Below are 16,868 nucleotides of genomic sequence, written 5' to 3' on the forward strand. Positions count from 1 at the left end.
TTATTTAAATTTTTTGACGACTTGGTCAATCGCGCACAGTTCGCGCGTCATTTTGGCGCTCAGCGTCAGATCAAGCGAATTGGGCCCGTCTGATAACGCGTGGTCCGGATCCGGATGCGCTTCAAAAAATACGCCCGCGATGCCTAGCGCCACTGCCGCTTTGGCGAGCACAGGGGCCATCTGGCGGTTGCCGCCCGTGCAGGAACCCAATGCCCCGGGTTTTTGCACGGAGTGGGTGGCGTCAAAAATAACGGGATAGCCAAACTGTTTCATTATTTCCAGCGAGCGCATATCCACCACCAAATCGCCGTAGCCGAAGCTGGCGCCGCGTTCGGTAAGCAGAATGTTCTTGTTCCCGCGGGATTCAATTTTTTTAATGATTTGTTCCATTGCCGACGGGGCCAGAAACTGGCCTTTTTTGACGTTGACCGCCTTGCCCGTGTCCGCACAGGCCAGTACGAGGTCCGTCTGGCGGCACAAAAAAGCCGGAATTTGCAGAATATCAGCCACTTGGGCGGCTTCTTCGGCCTGCCAAGGTTCGTGTACATCTACCAACACCGGCAGCTTGGTAAGCGCTTTTGCTTTGGCTAAAATTTCTAACCCTTTGGCAAGCCCGGGGCCGCGGTAGGCGTCTACCGCGGTTCGGTTGGCTTTATCAAAAGAAGCTTTTAAAATAAAGGGGTGTTTGGTTTTTGCGATTAGTGTTTTGAGTTTTTGAGCAAAATCCAAATACTGTTTTTCGCTTTCAATCACACAGGTGCCTGCCATAAACGATAAAGGCAGGCGGTTGGAAATTTTTAAATTGTTTATTTTGATAATTTTCTGCATATATTAATGATAGCAAATTTTCCGCGAGTTTCTATAGTAAAAACAAATGAAAAAAACTTGTATTTTGTCTCCGCGTGTTTTATACTGTAATCAATACTTATTCTTTTGGAGGATCTATGAAACAAGGTTTTACGCTGATTGAACTGTTGGTTGTCGTATTAATTGTCGGAATTTTATCAGCCATTGCTTTGCCGCAGTACAGCAAAGCGATAGAGCGTTCCCGCTCCGCCGAAGCGTTTGCCAACGGACGAACAATGTTGGAAGCGGCTAACCGCGCGTTGGATTTACAGCCCAACAAAACGCCCGTCCGTACAGATTTGGACGTACATATTTCCGGCGGAGAATGGGTAAGCGACAGCGTTTATAAAACGCCCGATTTTACGTATACGCTGGAAAATGGCTGGGTGCAAATTGACCGTGATTTAGATGGCGACGGTTATACGCTTAAACTCTATACCAATGCCCATGCCAGAGACGGCCAGCGCACTTGTACAGGGAACGGGGACGAAGGTAGAGAACTGTGTAGTTCTTTTGTTTCTTCCGGTTACACAGTAGAATAATTTTAAGAATGAAAAAGAGGGCCTTCTGAATTGGAAGGCCCTCTTTTTGCGCGTAAAGATTAGTTGCTTCCTGTGCTGCCGAATCCGCCCCCGCCGCGGGCGGTTTGGCTCAGCTCCTGTGCTTCTTCAAACGATGGATACAGCGTGGGAATGATCACCAACTGTGCTACTTTTTGGCCAGCGTCAAATACAAATTCCGTATCATTTAAATTGTACATACACACAATCAACTCCCCGCGGTACGGCGCATCTACCAATCCCGCCATCGCTTTGATACCTTTGCTTTCCACAGAGCTTTTGCCCCAAATAATGCCCGAGGTATTTTCCGGCAGTTCCACGCATACGCCCGTATGTACGTTTGTGACGGCGTGCGGCGCGAGTACCGTGCGTTGCAGTGCAAATAAATCCGCGCCTGAATCAGTTTCGTGCGCACGGTGGGGCAATTTGGCGTGCGGTGCCAGTTTTTTTACTTTTAAAACGGGTTGATTCATTATTTTACTCCATTAGTTTTTCGATTTGTCGTAAAGCGTTTTCAGCATATATTTTTTCATCACCGGACGCGTTGTTTGCCCGCAGGTTTAGTGTGGGAATAAGACTTTTTAACAAGCTGATGTCAAAAGCGCGGTCAGACGTATAGGCGAATGCGTCCGGATTGGATAACACTCCCGCCATATAGGCAGCGGCCCGTGCGGAATTGGCGCGGACGTTTGCGTTTTTATCTTCTAACCCTTTACGTATGGCCTCTGTAGCATTGCCCGTCATAAAACCAAGCGCAAGCGCATAGGTGGCTGACTGTTCCGACTGCGGACTGCGGCGTAATTCTTTGACAATGGATTGCATCGTCAAATTGCGGTTTTTAGCCAGCCCTGTGGCAATTTGCGCGGAAACTTGGGAGTCCTTTTCCGTTTTTGCCATTTTTAATAAGAGTTTGGCCCCTTCCTGTGTATGAAGCGCTCCCAACCACGCGGCTGCCGCCGCACGGATTTGGGCATCTGTGGATCCGGAAGCTTCCTTTAAAATTTTGGTTTGCGCTTGGGCGTCTTGGGCCGTTTGGTTCATTGCGCGCAGGGCAAACGCGGGATCAAAAATATACAGCCGTACGATTTCTGCGGAGTGGGCAGTCTCTTGCGGGCGGATAAACGCATACGCACCGGCTGCGTATGCACGCAAGACAGGATCTTGACCGGTAAGGGCTTGCTCTAAAATGGGCAATAATTCTTCGTGTGTTTGGCCCATTGCCGTAATAATAACCGCGGCAAAGGTTTGTTTCAGCGGATCGGTCGGCCGGATGACCAAGTTAAACAACGCGGGCTCCTGCGCTTTAGCGGGCGGCGTTTTAACGAGGCTGGCTCCGGCGGCAAAGACAGTGTCCGGATCTTTGGCAGTACGGAAAATGGTCAGCACTTGTTGGTTTTCCGCTGCTGTTCGGCGGTGCTTTTGCAAAAGCGGAAGCGTCTTTTGCAGGGAGCCGGCGGCGCAGACGGGCATTGCCGCAGACATTACCAAAAAGGTTAATAAGAACAGGTTCTTGTTTTGAAACATAATGGTCCTCTTATTCCCATTATAACTTATTATGTATGCGTTACGCGGACAAAAAGCTCCGCCGCGTGTCAAGCGGCGGAGTAAATGGAAAAGACGGCGGTTACTGAACGGACAGCGCTTCTGAAATCCGCTCGGCAGCTACTGCGTGTTTTTTATGGGTGGAATCTTGTCTTGCATATACTTGCAGTCTTTCTTGTTCATTAAGTACCACTACCTTAGTATTTCCCAAAGCAAGTAAAAAACGCAAAGATGTTTTTTTCGTCATAAACAGGCTCCCTCAATACTGAGTCTTATATTTCAAATCTACTTGTTTTAATGGATAAAAACAAGGGCCTTTGGACCCACCAACCTCTAGGTCTATGGCTTGTTGCGTGTGGGATATGCTAGAATCCTATATATGAAAAAACTTATTTTTTTCACTGTATTTTTGTTGCTGGGCGCGCATATACTTTTTGCCCAAAACGAAGAAATTATGATTATCAAACCCGGACGGGAAACTTTCGCGCATTTTCCGTCTGCCATCATTGGTAACAGTCATACGCTGACTGTCTTTCTGCCCGAGCCGTTTGTGCCGTTAAAGGGAACGTATCCGCTGGCGGTATTGTTGGGGGCCGGCCCCAAACAGGCAGCGGAAGCGGAAGCGTTTATGAAGCAAAACAAAATGATCGTGGCCGCTGTAGATTTTCAGGACGGCGACTATGCGGACGAACAAACCATTACCCGTTTTGTCACGCGCGAACTGTTGCCTTATCTGGAGACGAATTACCCCGTGCTGTCGGGCGCGGAGAACCGCGTAATTGCGGCCCGCGGCGAAGCGGGGGCAAAAATGGCTTTAACTTTGTTAAACGCGCCGGAAGCGTTTGGCGGCGTTGCGCTGGCGTCGCCGGAAAATGTTTGGGAGACAATACCGCTGCCCAAAAAACCGTTTCGCGCGTTTGTTACGGGAACGCAGGAAGAATTGGCTCGGGCGCAGCAGGCGTTGGAAGCGGCGGGGCTTAATTACGGAACCGGTTTTGCGCTAGAGTATGCGCGCGCGGAATCCGCTTGGTTTGGCGCGCTCCCCGCGGGATACTTTTTTGTGCCGCAAAACGAAGTGGCGTTAACGCGTTTTTCCGTTCAAACCAGCGAAAAAGAACTGTCTTTAGATGCCGGCGAAGAGGCTTTTGTCCGTATTTTGGCACATTTAAAAAACGGTTTAACATATGATTATGTGCCGTCCGCGCTGCGCGTAAGCCCCGTTTATTTATATTGGAATGCACCGCGCGGGGCGTTAACCGTATTGTCCGGCGCGGAGGCGGGAACGGTAAAAATCCGGCCGGTTGTGGATAAACCGTCTTTTACCTTTAAAATTAAGCTTAAAAAATAGCCAAAACGCTGAAAAAACGCGTTTTTATGCAAAAAAAAAGCAGACTTGTCAACAGCTTTTTAAAAATTCAGCATACGGTAGAAAAACGGATCGATGGGAGTCTCCCCGTCGATAAAAAGAGAGAAATGCGGGCTATTTCCTATACAAATGGAAAGTTATCCACAGAAAATACGTTTTAATCCACAATTCTCTTTGAGTTTTTGCCAAAAGGCGGCGAAAAAAAGCAGTTTTTTGTGAACAACTGTAGAGTGCGGGAAAAGTTATCCACAGGTTGTCCACAGTATGTGGATATCTTTTAAAATAGGATTTTTTACTGTTTTTCCCGTTCTTTTGCTATAATGGTGACAGGAGGTTTTTTGATATGCAAATAAGAACCGTTTTGTTATTGATTTCCTTAGCCGCGCTGAGTGCGTGCGCCTCATCCCAAAAACAGGATGAGGATATTCCTGTTCCCGTTAAACAAGATCCGGTCATTGAAGAACAAGCCCGTATTAACCAAAAACTTTATAACCAGAGCGAAGCTCGTATGGCCAAAACGCTGAAGTTGCCGGCCATTACGTATGAATTTGATTCCATCCGTCCGCCGGATTATGCGTACCCTTTTTTGGATAAAGTGGCCAACATTATGCATTCCCACCCTTCCTTGCATCTAATTGTAGAAGGCCATACGGACGTGCTGGGATCTAAAGAGTACAATTATTGGCTGGGGTCGTCCCGTGCCGCTGCAATGAAGGCTTATTTGGTAAGTCGCGGCGTAAATGCGGAACGAATCCGTATTCATTCGCACGGTAAAGACCGCCCGCTGACGTTGGATAATTCCAGCGAAGGCCGCCGCACAAACCGCCGCGTAGAGTTCTCGTTTACTACGCGCAAGTGGAACTCCATTTACTAGCCCGTTTTTTCTGCTCCGGTGTTGGACAACCGGAGCAGTAAATTCTTAAGTTGGTTTGAAAAACTTGTAATGAAAGAAGAGGTTGTCCTTTTATGACAGAACATCGCATTAATATTATGGAACCGGAGGTATCCGCAGCCGCCCCCCAAGAGCAATCGAAAGTGGTGTATTCGGCGGTAAGTGAGCGCTTTGTCGCGTTGCTGATTGATTACGGAGCGGTGTTTATTCCTACGCAGCTTATTGCCGCGTTGATTATGAAATGGTGGGGACCGGATATGGAGCTTTGGGGCCTGATTGCCATATTGGGCGGCATTAACGGCGTGTTTATTTTGTACGAAACGATTTTATCAAGCGGCGACCGCGTAACCTTGGGCAAAAGTTTGGTGGGAATTGCCGTTGTAAAAAAGGATTTAAGCGGTCCGCTTTCGCTGTTCCAAGCGTTTAAACGCGCCATTGGATACTACATCAGTGCGGCGCTTTTTATGTGTGGTTTTTTAGTGGCTTTTTTTGATGACAGGCATCGCGCGCTTCAGGATTTTTTAAGCGGAAGCGTGGTAGTGCAAATCCGTCAAAAATCGTGGATAGAACAGATAATGGTGCGGTTATTGGGGACGGTCTTGTTGGCCTCTTTTGCGTGGATTGCTTATTCCCAGTTCTTTGGCGGCGGGGCAATAATAGACAAATATTATGTGGACCGCGCGCGCAAACATTTGGTCAACATTGCACTCTTGGAAGAAGCCCACTATACGCGTTATGGCCGGTATACGAATGATTTATTGCGTTTGTCTTTACTCTCCGGCGATCCGGTGCAATTCCAGCGCGATACACAGAAAGTACTTTCGCCGAAAGGATTTAAAATCGGCGTGAACGGAAACCGTTATAAGCTTAGCGCTGTTGCGCGAGACGCAAAGAAAACGCCCGTTTATTACTCCCCCGGCGAATAACGGAAAATAATTTTTAAACCGCTCCGGCGCAGTTTGTCGGGGCGGTTTTTTGCGGCGCAATTTGCAACGGACTCGCCCGTTGGGAGTGAGCCGCAGGTGGCTGCCTCTGGATAGTTGTTTCTTTAGGAGCTTCATTTCTAAAACAGTGTGGCTGCATTAATCAAAAGAGTGGGGTAAGCGGGAAACCCCGCTGTTAGGCTTGACTCGTTTTTTTTTTTTGATACGATAGGATTATTCCGTAGTGTTTCTGCGTGGGCACTTCCGATTGTGGTTTATTTGCTTAAAATTGGTAGTCTTTGCGGCAGAAACCAGCAGGATGACTTTTTAAAAATGGAGAAAACGAATATGAAAGGTTTTACGCTTTGCCGTCATCCTGAATTTATTTCAGGATCCAATAAACAAGGTTTTACGCTTATCGAATTGTTGGTAGTTGTGTTGATTATCGGCATATTATCGTCGGTGGCCTTGCCGCAGTACACGAAAGCGGTGGAAAAGAGCCGTATGGCCGGTGTGTGGAGCAAACTGGCGACAATGAACCAAGCGTGTCAGGTAAACGACTTGGAGGGCATTGGGTGCGAGTTTGACGAAATGTCTGTGGATTTTGATAACTGTTCCGGTGGAAGCGTTTGTAGTGTTCCGTGTCCTTCCAGTGCGTGGAGTAGTTGTGCTTATTCTACCTTTGCTAATAGCCCCAATATCTACACATTGTTTATTTTTACCAAAGGGGGGAATGAACATTATGTATTGCTAAAAAAAGACGGATCTCGCTGTTGTAAAGGACCCAATTGTGCGATTTTTGTCAAGCCGGATGAAATACAAAGCGTCAGCTGTTTTTAGAAAAGTCGGCATCAGCGCGTATTTATTTTTGAAGCAACTTCCCCGATAGAATAATCGGGGGAGTTTTGCTATGTGATAAAAATCTCCAGACGCTCTGCGCCGCACCTTGCAGGCTTCCCGCCGCCTGCCGGCAGAGACAAGTGCTTTTTATTTCGGCGCGTCCGTCAGTGTGGAACATAATTCTCTTCCGACGGCTGTGTCGGAGTGGCACATTACCGGTCCGCCGTCAAACGAATAATACAAGGAATACAAAATATCCATTCCTTTCGAACGTGCCAACGCCGTTACGCCGCCTGCGTCCAGCACCAGTTCATACCCTTTACAGATTAGTTTCTGCGGATTGATTTTTTTACAGCCGTTGTATTCCCCTTGCCATTCGCGCGGGTCTGTTCCTAAATGGGAGGCATCTTTTTGCTGTTCCCGCGCGGCTTGTTCCAATCCAGTCAGTACGCGCGAAAGCTGAATATGACGTTCCGTGCGTTGGTATTGCGGCAGTGCCACAAGTCCCAAAAGCATTATCACAAACGTCAGTGCCAAGAGAATGGACACTACTGTAATCAGCGTCAGAGACTCTTCTTCCGTTTCTTCTTCCTCTCCGGCATATGGGTCAAAATCGGTATTCTTGACGATAACCGCGCTATGGCTGACACGGTCGTGCAGCGTTCGTTTCTTTTTATCAAATGCGGCAATAAAAAAGCCGAAATAAAACGTAAGGTTGGTAATCAGTTTGGATAGCATACGCTCCGTAGCCTGCCAAAACGTCAGCCTTCGTCCGCGGCGGTCCACCACTTTGATGTTCATAATGATTTTGCCCACACTGGCTTGAATCGGCGAACTTTCAAGTAGTGCATAATACAGCCAAATGATAACCAACAGCACAAGCGGCACGGTGGCCCCGCTTAACATTTGGGATAAAATCCAGTATATGACGGCGAAAACCGCCGCGTCAATTAAAAACGCAACAAAACGCTTCCATACGCTTGCGTACATAATATACCCCCGTTTATCGTTATATTTATAGTATACGGGCGGGAGAAAAATCGGCAAGGGCAAAAATAGAGTAGATTTGGTTCAGCGGCAGAGGTCGGCGGTTTGGGCTCCGGCGGCTTTTAAGAGGTCGTCCGGATTAATTTTTATTTGCAGGCCGCGTATTCCCGCACTGATATAGATGTGATCCCATAAAATACAGTCTTCGTGGATAAAGGTGGGAAAGTGTTTTTTCATTCCCAGCGGGGAACATCCGCCGCGAATATATCCCGTCAGCATAAAAAGTTCTTTCACGTGCACCATTTCGCACGATTTGTTGCCGCTGGCGCGTGCGGCGGCTTTTAAATCCAGTTCCGCGCCGCCGGAAATTACGCAGACAAACGGCCCCGTTTTATCCCCGCGCAAGACGAGGGTTTTATATACTTGGTCTATATTTTCGCCCAAACCGGCGGCTACGTGCGCGGCGCTTAAATCTTCCTCGTTTACTTTGTACGGGATGAGCTCATACGGAATATTGAGTTCGTCCAGCTGGCGTGCGGCGTTTGTTTTGTGGATTTTTTCTTTCATAATTAAATTATAGAATTTTTGGCCGTACGTCGGCAGCGGGTTGTTTTGTTTTTTTGATATTATAGGGTAACTTTTAGGCGGTATTAACCATAAAGCCTTTAAATTAACTTGTTAAGGAGGTTTTATGAGCAAAGGTTTTACGTTGATTGAACTGTTGGTGGTTGTATTAATTATCGGTATTTTGTCTTCGGTTGCGCTGCCGCAGTATACGAGGGCGGTGGAAAAATCCCGCGCGACGGAGGCGTTACAAATGTTGAAAACGCTGCGGGAGCAACAGGCTTTGTGTTTTTTATCCCACGGTGAAGTACCCGAGTGTATGCAGGGGAATGAAGATGGAGATAATTTGTTTTCGATGGCAGATATCACTTTGCACGGGGAAACGGATTCGGATTGTGTCGATCCGGTTTGCGGTCCTGCCAGCAAAAATTTTGTCTATGCTTTGGACGGGCAATATATTTATGCCAGGCGTCGCGGAGATAAATACTTTTTAGAAACGACGGCCCAGTCTGGTTCGGGTAGTTTTAACAAGATTAGTTGTCGTAATATAGATGATTCTACAAATTGGTGCAAAATCATCGGTTTTACCAAACAAGAAGGTTATTTGTATCTACAGCCTTAGTTTTTATTTTTTTGCGGGCTTTTTAGCGTTTGTTTTTTTAACTCTCGTTCCGGTTAGTTTCGGTTTTTCTTCCTGCCGTTCCGCCAGTGTAATGCCTTGCGCTTTCATAAACGCGTCCATTTCGTCCAGTTCCTTTTTAAGGTACTTGCCCGTATACGAGCCGGCGCACGCGGCCACCTCGCGCGGTGTTCCTTCGCAAACAATTTGCCCGCCTTTGTCGCCGCCTTCGGGGCCGAGGTCAATCAGCCAGTCGGCCGTTTTGATGACGTCCAAATTATGCTCAATAATAAGCACCGTATTGCCTTTATCCGCAAGGCCGTGAAGCACCTGCAAGAGCTTATCAATATCGGCAAAGTGGAGGCCTGTGGTGGGTTCGTCCAAAATATAGAGAGTTTTGCCTGTTCCTTTGCGGGAAAGTTCGTCGGCCAGTTTGACGCGCTGTGCTTCGCCGCCCGAAAGTGTGGTGGCGGATTGGCCCAGTTTAATGTACCCGAGGCCCACGTCGTTAAGCGTTTTTAAATAGCGTTTGATTTTGGGAATCGCGTCAAAAAATTCCAGTGCCTGCGATACGCTCATATCCAACACTTCGGCAATATTTTTGCCTTTGAATTTTACCTGTAACGTGTCCTCGTTAAAGCGGTGTCCGTGGCATTCTTCGCATTTGACGTAAATGTCGGGCAGGAACTGCATTTGGATTTTTAAAATTCCGTCTCCTTGGCATTTCTCGCAGCGTCCTCCTTTTACGTTAAACGAAAACCGGCCCGCCTTATACCCGCGCCGCTTGGCTTCGGGCATTTCAGCAAATAAATCGCGGATGTGCGAAAACACGCCCGTATAGGTGGCAGGGTTGCTGCGCGGTGTTTTGCCGATGGGACTCTGGTCGACGATAATCACTTTGTCGATATTATCGAGGCCCGTGATGATTTTATGTTCTCCCGGGGCATCTTTGGCATTGTAAAATTTGCGCGCCAGCGCGCGGTACAAGATTTGGTGGATAAGCGTACTTTTGCCGGAGCCGGATACGCCCGTTACGCACACGAATTTTCCGAGCGGAATTTTAACGTTGATGTTTTTTAAATTAAACTGTTTGGCTCCTTGTATTTTCAAGAATTTGCCGTTGCCTTTGCGCGGGGCTGCGGGGGGGAGAATCATCTTCCGTCCGTTTAGGTATGAGGCCGTCAGCGACTTTTTGTCTTTCAAAAAGTCCGCCGTGTTTTCCGCCGCCACAATGTTTCCCCCGTGTTCGCCCGCCGCGGGACCGAGTTCCACCACATAGTCGGCCGCTAAAATGGTGTCTTTGTCGTGTTCGACGATAATAAGCGTATTGTCCAAATCCCGCAGGTTTTTAAGCGTTTCAATCAGACGGTCATTGTCGCGCGAATGGAGGCCGATGGTTGGCTCGTCCAGCACGTACAGCACACCCGTTAAGCCAGATCCGATTTGCGTAGCCAAGTGGATACGCTGGGCTTCGCCGCCGGATAAGGTTTGGCTCATACGGTTAAGAGTTAAGTAGCTAAGACCTACGCTGTTTAAAAAGCCCAGGCGCGCGTTGATTTCTTTTAATACGTCTTTGGCAATGATTTTTTCGCGGTCGGTTAACTGTAATTGTTTGAAAAATTCCACCGCCGCCGAAACCTGCATGGCCGTAATTTCATTGATGTTTTTACCCGCTACGCGTACGGCCAAGGCTTCGGGTTTTAAACGCGCACCGCGGCAGACGGGGCAGGTGACTTCGTGCATAAAGCGGTTGTAGACTTCTTCTTTTACAAAATCGCTTTCGCTTTCGCTATGGCGCCTTTGTAAGTTGGTAATTACGCCTTCAAACTCCTGTTCTCCGCCGGAAATAAGCGAGGTATAACTTGCGCCGCCCGTGCCGTAGAGCAGTAAGTCGCGCTGCGCTTTGGGCAGTTCCCGCCACGGCGTGTTCATATTGATTTTGTTGCGGCGGCAGACTTGGCGCAGAATATCGTAATAGTATTCGCTCCACGAGTTTTTCCAGCGGTGGGTTCTGGTGGTAACCGGATTATCCCACGCGGCAATAGCACCTTCGTTAATGGAAATTGTCGGGTTCGGAACCACCAGATTTTCCGCCACTTCGATTTTGACTCCCAGTCCGTTACATTCCGGACACGCGCCGTACGGCGAATTAAAAGAAAATAACCGCGGTTCCAGTTCACTAAACCCAATCCCGCAATGCGCGCAGGCGTTGCTTTCGCTGTAGGTAAAATCCACGGAATTTTTTCCGTCTGTTTCTAAAATATGCACAAGGCCCCGTGCGTATTTTAATGCGGTTTCCAAACTTTCAACTAAGCGTTCGCGGTCAAATTCGTCCACATAAAATTCGTCCACCACCAGTTCAATGGTGTGTTTTTTATAGCGTTCTAACGTAGGCGTGTGGTCTAAAGAGATAATTTCGCCGTTTACGCGCGCTTTGACGTACCCCTCTTTTTTAAACTTAGCGAATAGTTCCTCGTATGTGCCCGCGCGGCCACGTATGACGGGTGCCAAAATATAAAGCGTTTTATCCGCAAATTTTTTCAAAATGTCTTGCGCGATACCCTGCACGCTCCACGCTTCCACTTCGCGCCCGCACTGGGGACAGTGGCGGTGACCGATACGCGCAAATAACAGGCGCAGGTAATCGTAAATTTCCGTAACAGTGGCCACGGTGGAACGCGGATTTTTGGAGGGATTACGCTGTTCAATGGAAATGGCGGGGGATAAGCCCTCAATGTGTTCCACGTCCGGTTTTTCCATTAAATCTAAAAATTGGCGCGCATAGGCGGACATACTTTCCACATATCTGCGTTGTCCTTCGGCGTAAATGGTGTCAAATGCCAAAGAACTCTTGCCGGAGCCGGAAAGCCCCGTTACTACTACCATTTTGTCTTTGGGAAGTTCTACGGTAATATTTTTTAAATTGTGGCCCTTGGCCCCAATGACTTTAATGCTTTTCATAAATTTAACCTTTCTGGGGAAACAAACACCCACGCGGGTATGGCTGTGGCGCGGGTGTTTTTTATACAAATAAATTATATAATTTATTTAACTTATTTTCTCGGAGTGTGCGCGTGAAGAAGCCGCTTAAATTTTTATGCTATTCGCTGGGAGTGGTGCTGTCTATAGGCCTGATTGCCTTTATGATTTACCAAGCCAAGGACAGTTTTGTAAAAATTTGGCAAAGTGTACAGATAAGCTTCTTGTTCCTTTCCATTCTTTCTTCCGTGCTGATTTACGTAGCAATGGGGCTTAGTCTGTATGAAGTGCTGCGCGTAATGGGACGCAAAATCAGCAAGAGTGCGGCTATCGGTATTGCTCTCGTTTCAACGACGGTAAATTATGTGGTGTCCTCGTTTGGCGCGAGCGGGTTTGCCTTGCGTGCGCATTTACTGAATCGCCGGCGGGTGCCGTTCGGCACGTGCGTAACGGCCAGTATCGTGATTACCGTGCTGCTGTATTTCGTGCTGGCGGTTATCATTTTGCAAGGCTCGGTACTAATGCTTTTTAATGCGTCGGCCACGACGGCGCAGATCTTGAAAAATTTTTCGCTTATTTTAGTTATGTGCGCCGTGTGCGTGGTGGTAACCGCGTTCTTGTTTAATGATGAATGGCGCTCCAAATGGCTGCGCAAAACCTTCCGCTTGATGAACAAGGTGCTCTACCGCGTGTTCCGTGCGCTGATTCCCAAAGGCAAGTATGACGATTTTATGGACCAGCTGGACGAGGGAATTGATTTGATCCATAAAAAGAAAAACAAAATGACGGGTGCGATTGTATACGTTTGCGCCGACTGGTTGTTTACGATTATGGTTTTGTACTTTGCGTTTCGCGCCGTGGGCGTGCATATTTCCGCGGGGGTATTGGTGGCCGGTTTTGCCGTCGGTATGGTAACGACGCTTATCCCGCTGCTGCCCGGGGGGCTCGGCGCGATGGAACTAGCGATGACAGCCGTTTATTCCCAAATGGGCATTGACTGGGACGCCGCTTTAATGGCTACGCTCATTTACCGCGTGGTGTATTATGTTTTGCCTGGCATTGTGAGCATTTTTATTTACTGGGGTTTGCAGCTTTCGTCCTCTCCCGTGAAACCAAAACACCCGAAAGGAGCTTTGTATGAAAGAAAGAATTAACGAACTGGTGCCTAAAAACAGCCCATCTTGTTTTATCCATAAAACAGCCGTTATCATCGGCGATGTAACTATTGGGGACAATGTGTCCGTCTGGCCCTGTGCCGTGTTGCGCGGGGATATTGCGTCCATTTCCGTGGGGGAAAACTCCAACATTCAGGAAAACGCGTGTGTGCACGTCAATTACGGCTGCCCCGCTGTAATCGGAAAAGGCGTCAGTGTCGGGCACGGAGCGGTGGTGCACGGCAGCAAAATCGGCGACAACTGCTTAATCGGTATGAACGCCGTGGTAATGGAAAGCGAAATCGGCCCCAACTGCATTATCGGTGCGGGGGCGGTAGTTCCGGCGGGGAAAAATATCCCTGCGGGATCGCTGGTGATGGGAGTTCCCGCCAAAGTGGTGCGCCGCTTGGAAGAGGACGAAGTAAACGGTATTATCAAAAATGCGCGCGAATACGCGGCCGCCGTGCGCCTGTACAAAGACCATTGCGAAGAAATTTAATATGAAAAAAGTGGTTTTAATTGAAGATTCAAAAGTGCTTGGACAAGCTCTTTCCGGCGCGTTGAAAGTGGAGGGCGTGGAAGTGTTTTGGGCAGAAAACGGCGTAGCGGGGGTGAGCCTTGCCAAACAGGTTAAGCCGGATCTGATTCTGCTTGATTTAATGCTCCCTAAACTCAGCGGGTTTGAAGTCTGCAAATTGTTAAAAACCGATAACGGTACGTGGCGGATTCCGATTGTGATTATGTCTACACTTTCGGACCCGCAGTCGCGCGACCGCGCGCAGGAAGCCGGAGCCGACTATTTTATTCCCAAACCGTACGATTTGACCTCTACAATGGCCGAAATTAAAAAGCATTTAAAATTATAGGAGAGTCTATGCCCGTAGCTGCCAAAAACAAGACGAAAAAAACTGCCGCCAAACCGGATTTGGCGGATATTGAAGCTTTGTTGGAAAATAATAAACCTTCGGATGCTTTACAGAAATTATCCGCCGTGCGCACAAAAGACGCTTCCGGTTGGTTTTTAACAGGTGAAGCCCAGCGTCAGCTCGGATCGTTTGAGGATGCACTCAAAAGTTATGCTAAGGCGTTAGGCGTGGCGGACGAAGCCGAAACGCGTATGGATGTGCTTTTGGCAATGGCAGCCTGCTATCGTACCTTGGGGCATTCTTCCGCCGCATACGAACTGGCAGAGGACGCGTTAAAAATGGCGCAGGAATTGGAATATGACGAATTTATCGTGCGCGCCATGCAGGAAATGGGGATGGCGCTGCGCGCATGGGGCCGCCTGGAAGAAGCCCTCGATTTGTTGGATGCCGTTTTGTCTGCCTACACCCAACAGAAAGATTACACCGGTATGAGCTTTATTTGCTGGGCGAAAGGCGGAATTTTCCGGCTTCAAGGTCATTTTGAGGAAGGAATTGCCCAATTTAAAAAAGCCATTACGCTTGCCAAAAAAGCAGGCGACGACATCAGCGTGGCCTACGGGCATTGCGGTTTGGCCGGTATCAGCCGCATTTGCGGGAAAATAGACGACTGCGTAAAAAATTACCAACTGGCGGAGAAAATCTTTCGTAAAAGCGAAGATTTGTTCGGTAAAGCCTATACCAACTGCGGTATGGCCAACGGCTTGCGCCAACAGGGGAAGTACGATGCGGCGCTGCGTCATTATAACGTAGCCGACAAGTTGTATTCCTCCATTAACGATACGGTGGATCTTGGGTTTGTGAAATGGGGGCGTGCTGATATTTTAAAGCGTAAAAATAAAATGTCCGCCGCTTTAAAAGATTTAGAAGAAGCCAAAGTCTTATTTGATAATTCCGACGAAATGCGCGGGCAGATTTTAACCAAACTATCGTTGGCGCAGGTGCTGTATGCAATGGGACGCACGGAAGAGGCCGAGGAACTGTACGACGCAGGCGTCAAACAAGCGCGCGCCGAAGGGTTGCACACGTATTTGGAAAGCTACACTTGATAAAAACGGCACAGTTTAATATGCGCCAAACGGATAAACCTTCTTGCTTATCCGTTTTTTATCTAAAGAAAACCATCGGCTGTGCAGATGGCTGCTAAGGTCCTACTGTGGGGCGGGGCATTATAGACAGAGAATAAAGAAATAGAAATACAAGAAGAAATATACGTTTAGATATAAAGTATGCAGGGTTGTGCTCCGTAGGGGCACAGAATCTCTCTTGTTTTTTAAAATCGGCAGATTCTGAACAGAAACAGTTATGAGCTTTTATTTTCCTTTTTGTTTCCGTTTATTGGTTTGCGGAATTTCTACAATAGCGTGACCTAACTAAGAGGTCACTTGTCTGCCGTGTGGCTAAGGTCACGGCTGCTGGGCTTGATTTTTTATTTTTTTTTGATAAAATAAAAATAATATCATCCATATAATCTTTATTTTCTTTTTGTGAAAAGAATTTTGGATATATTGAGGAGTTTTTATGAAGAAAATTTTTTCTGTTGTATTTACGTTACTGTCCTCTTGTGTGTTTGCTGAAGAAATGCAGTTTGTTACTGTATTGTCTAGTCCTGTAGGCTCATTTAACCGATTGGAAGCGGTGGACTATTCTGATCCTGCCCAAGGTACAACGGTTAATTTCTGTACGAAAATTGGTACGGGAGGGAAAGTACAGTTAAAGGGGAATAATAATGTCGATATCGAAAATACGAATTTATCCCCAAACACCACATTAGGCCGTTCAAACGCGGGTGATTACGTTTTGCAGAAAATCACGTTAAACTCGGCCGGAGAATTAGAAGGAAGCCGTTTATTGTCTAAAGTCGTGAATGTATCAGGGCAAGGGGTTGGGAAGTCTAACAATTTGTACGGTACAACGCTGACGGTAGCGGGTGCGAAAGCAACAACGCTGAATGTAAATAACGGAGCATCGCAAATTACTGCACAGCACGCGGCGGCGGATATGGTATGGAGCAATGAGTATCAGGATGATGCTGCGTGTAATAAAGATAAAGATAAAGATAAAGAGAGTTCCTGTGCCAACCAGTATTTGTTAAAATCAAAAGGTGCCAGTAGCGGAGAAGATGATAGCGGAGACGATAGTGACAAGGAACGTTGTATTACTGGTTTTACGTGGACCACTTTTACCACACCTGATTTTGGTGCAGCAGAAAACTGCACTAATACATTGAATAAGACGACCTATTACACAACGGATATGAAATGCAACGAGAGCGAGCCAACACCCATCTATTCCAGCGACCTTCCAATGAAAGGCTGCACGGAAGGAGCCTTTTACTTAATAACCGGCTTAATTTACAGCCAACTTAACGCGAACAATGCGTGCGTATATGGTTATTATTGTGCTAAGTGTACTGAAGTTACTGATAGCAACAATTGTGCCGCCGCCGCTCCTAAGGGACCTGGTGCGATGTCTTATATAGAGCGCCCCGGCGCAACGGAGGCTATCGAAGGCATACTCTGATAGAGAACAATTCTTAGTGACAAGACTTTGCAGATGATTGTTTTGCGGTAAGTAAAAAGCCGGCGCATTATGCGCCGGCTTTTTATATGTTAAACAAACCTGCTGTGCAGGAGGATATTTTTTGCGTATAAAAACCCTCGGCAAAACCGA

The 16,868-nt window shown here is 47.6% G+C and carries 18 protein-coding genes; 11 read left to right on the top strand and 7 right to left on the bottom strand.

The window, feature by feature from the left end; translation table 11 throughout:
- The gene (gene kdsA, locus ACI351_RS03565; RefSeq protein ID WP_439733886.1) at positions 1 to 828 is read right to left on the bottom strand and encodes a 3-deoxy-8-phosphooctulonate synthase; all 828 of its coding nucleotides are present in this window, start codon (positions 826 to 828) and stop codon (positions 1 to 3) included.
- 116 nt (positions 829 to 944) lie between these two features.
- Here kdsA and ACI351_RS03570 point away from each other — a divergent pair, with 116 nt between their 5' ends.
- Positions 945 to 1,388 (top strand): type IV pilin protein, encoded by a 444-nt coding sequence (locus ACI351_RS03570; RefSeq protein WP_439733887.1) that lies wholly within the window; start codon positions 945 to 947, stop codon positions 1,386 to 1,388.
- Between the two features lie 59 nt (positions 1,389 to 1,447).
- Here ACI351_RS03570 and dut read toward each other — a convergent pair whose 3' ends face one another.
- The 3 genes from dut to ACI351_RS03585 form a co-directional block, all read right to left on the bottom strand.
- Positions 1,448 to 1,879, bottom strand: coding sequence for a dUTP diphosphatase (gene dut, locus ACI351_RS03575; RefSeq protein ID WP_439733888.1), 432 nt, complete (start codon positions 1,877 to 1,879; stop codon positions 1,448 to 1,450).
- A gap of 4 nt (positions 1,880 to 1,883) precedes the next feature.
- Complete coding sequence (locus ACI351_RS03580; protein ID WP_439733889.1) at positions 1,884 to 2,930, bottom strand: hypothetical protein; 1,047 nt, start codon at positions 2,928 to 2,930, stop codon at positions 1,884 to 1,886.
- A 100-nt stretch (positions 2,931 to 3,030) separates the two neighbouring features.
- Positions 3,031 to 3,195: a hypothetical protein gene (locus ACI351_RS03585; RefSeq protein WP_439733890.1), complete on the bottom strand. Its 165-nt coding sequence runs from the start codon at positions 3,193 to 3,195 to the stop codon at positions 3,031 to 3,033.
- A gap of 132 nt (positions 3,196 to 3,327) precedes the next feature.
- Here ACI351_RS03585 and ACI351_RS03590 point away from each other — a divergent pair, with 132 nt between their 5' ends.
- From ACI351_RS03590 to ACI351_RS03605, 4 genes are all read left to right on the top strand, one after another.
- Positions 3,328 to 4,296: a hypothetical protein gene (locus ACI351_RS03590; protein ID WP_439733891.1), complete on the top strand. Its 969-nt coding sequence runs from the start codon at positions 3,328 to 3,330 to the stop codon at positions 4,294 to 4,296.
- Between the two features lie 361 nt (positions 4,297 to 4,657).
- A complete protein-coding gene (locus ACI351_RS03595; RefSeq protein ID WP_439733892.1) occupies positions 4,658 to 5,188 on the top strand; it encodes an OmpA family protein in 531 nt (176 codons plus the stop codon).
- A 92-nt stretch (positions 5,189 to 5,280) separates the two neighbouring features.
- Positions 5,281 to 6,132, top strand: coding sequence for an RDD family protein (locus tag ACI351_RS03600; protein WP_439733893.1), 852 nt, complete (start codon positions 5,281 to 5,283; stop codon positions 6,130 to 6,132).
- A 345-nt stretch (positions 6,133 to 6,477) separates the two neighbouring features.
- Entirely contained in the window at positions 6,478 to 6,969 is a 492-nt protein-coding gene (locus ACI351_RS03605) for a type IV pilin protein (RefSeq protein WP_439733894.1), read from the top strand.
- Positions 6,970 to 7,116: 147 nt separating this feature from the next.
- On the opposite strand, the gene ACI351_RS03610 is transcribed toward ACI351_RS03605, so the two are convergent.
- Both ACI351_RS03610 and ybaK read right to left on the bottom strand, forming a co-directional pair.
- A complete protein-coding gene (locus ACI351_RS03610; protein ID WP_439733895.1) occupies positions 7,117 to 7,959 on the bottom strand; it encodes an RDD family protein in 843 nt (280 codons plus the stop codon).
- Between the two features lie 81 nt (positions 7,960 to 8,040).
- Positions 8,041 to 8,523 (bottom strand): Cys-tRNA(Pro) deacylase, encoded by a 483-nt coding sequence (gene ybaK, locus ACI351_RS03615; protein ID WP_439733896.1) that lies wholly within the window; start codon positions 8,521 to 8,523, stop codon positions 8,041 to 8,043.
- A gap of 124 nt (positions 8,524 to 8,647) precedes the next feature.
- On the opposite strand from ybaK, the gene ACI351_RS03620 reads away from it, so the two are divergent.
- Positions 8,648 to 9,142, top strand: a complete 495-nt coding sequence (locus ACI351_RS03620; RefSeq protein WP_439733897.1) for a pilin — start codon at positions 8,648 to 8,650, stop codon at positions 9,140 to 9,142.
- 3 nt (positions 9,143 to 9,145) lie between these two features.
- On the opposite strand, the gene uvrA is transcribed toward ACI351_RS03620, so the two are convergent.
- Positions 9,146 to 12,100: an excinuclease ABC subunit UvrA gene (uvrA, locus tag ACI351_RS03625; RefSeq protein WP_439733898.1), complete on the bottom strand. Its 2,955-nt coding sequence runs from the start codon at positions 12,098 to 12,100 to the stop codon at positions 9,146 to 9,148.
- A gap of 113 nt (positions 12,101 to 12,213) precedes the next feature.
- Between uvrA and ACI351_RS03630 the strand changes: the two genes are divergently transcribed.
- The 5 genes from ACI351_RS03630 to ACI351_RS03650 all read left to right on the top strand — a co-directional run bounded on the left by ACI351_RS03630 (position 12,214) and on the right by ACI351_RS03650 (position 16,718).
- A complete protein-coding gene (locus ACI351_RS03630; RefSeq protein ID WP_439733899.1) occupies positions 12,214 to 13,272 on the top strand; it encodes a lysylphosphatidylglycerol synthase transmembrane domain-containing protein in 1,059 nt (352 codons plus the stop codon).
- On the top strand, positions 13,256 to 13,771 hold the full coding sequence (locus ACI351_RS03635; protein ID WP_439733900.1) for a gamma carbonic anhydrase family protein: 516 nt from the start codon (positions 13,256 to 13,258) through the stop codon (positions 13,769 to 13,771). Before ACI351_RS03630 ends, ACI351_RS03635 begins: the two co-directional genes overlap by 17 nt.
- Before the next feature lies 1 nt (position 13,772).
- Positions 13,773 to 14,138: a response regulator transcription factor gene (locus ACI351_RS03640; protein WP_439733901.1), complete on the top strand. Its 366-nt coding sequence runs from the start codon at positions 13,773 to 13,775 to the stop codon at positions 14,136 to 14,138.
- Between the two features lie 8 nt (positions 14,139 to 14,146).
- The gene (locus ACI351_RS03645) at positions 14,147 to 15,244 is read left to right on the top strand and encodes a tetratricopeptide repeat protein (protein ID WP_439733902.1); all 1,098 of its coding nucleotides are present in this window, start codon (positions 14,147 to 14,149) and stop codon (positions 15,242 to 15,244) included.
- Positions 15,245 to 15,716: 472 nt separating this feature from the next.
- Complete coding sequence (locus ACI351_RS03650; RefSeq protein WP_439733903.1) at positions 15,717 to 16,718, top strand: hypothetical protein; 1,002 nt, start codon at positions 15,717 to 15,719, stop codon at positions 16,716 to 16,718.
- Positions 16,719 to 16,868 lie beyond the last annotated feature (150 nt).

This window comes from Candidatus Avelusimicrobium sp. (assembly GCF_051874775.1).
In the GTDB taxonomy this organism is placed as follows: domain Bacteria; phylum Elusimicrobiota; class Elusimicrobia; order Elusimicrobiales; family Elusimicrobiaceae; genus Avelusimicrobium.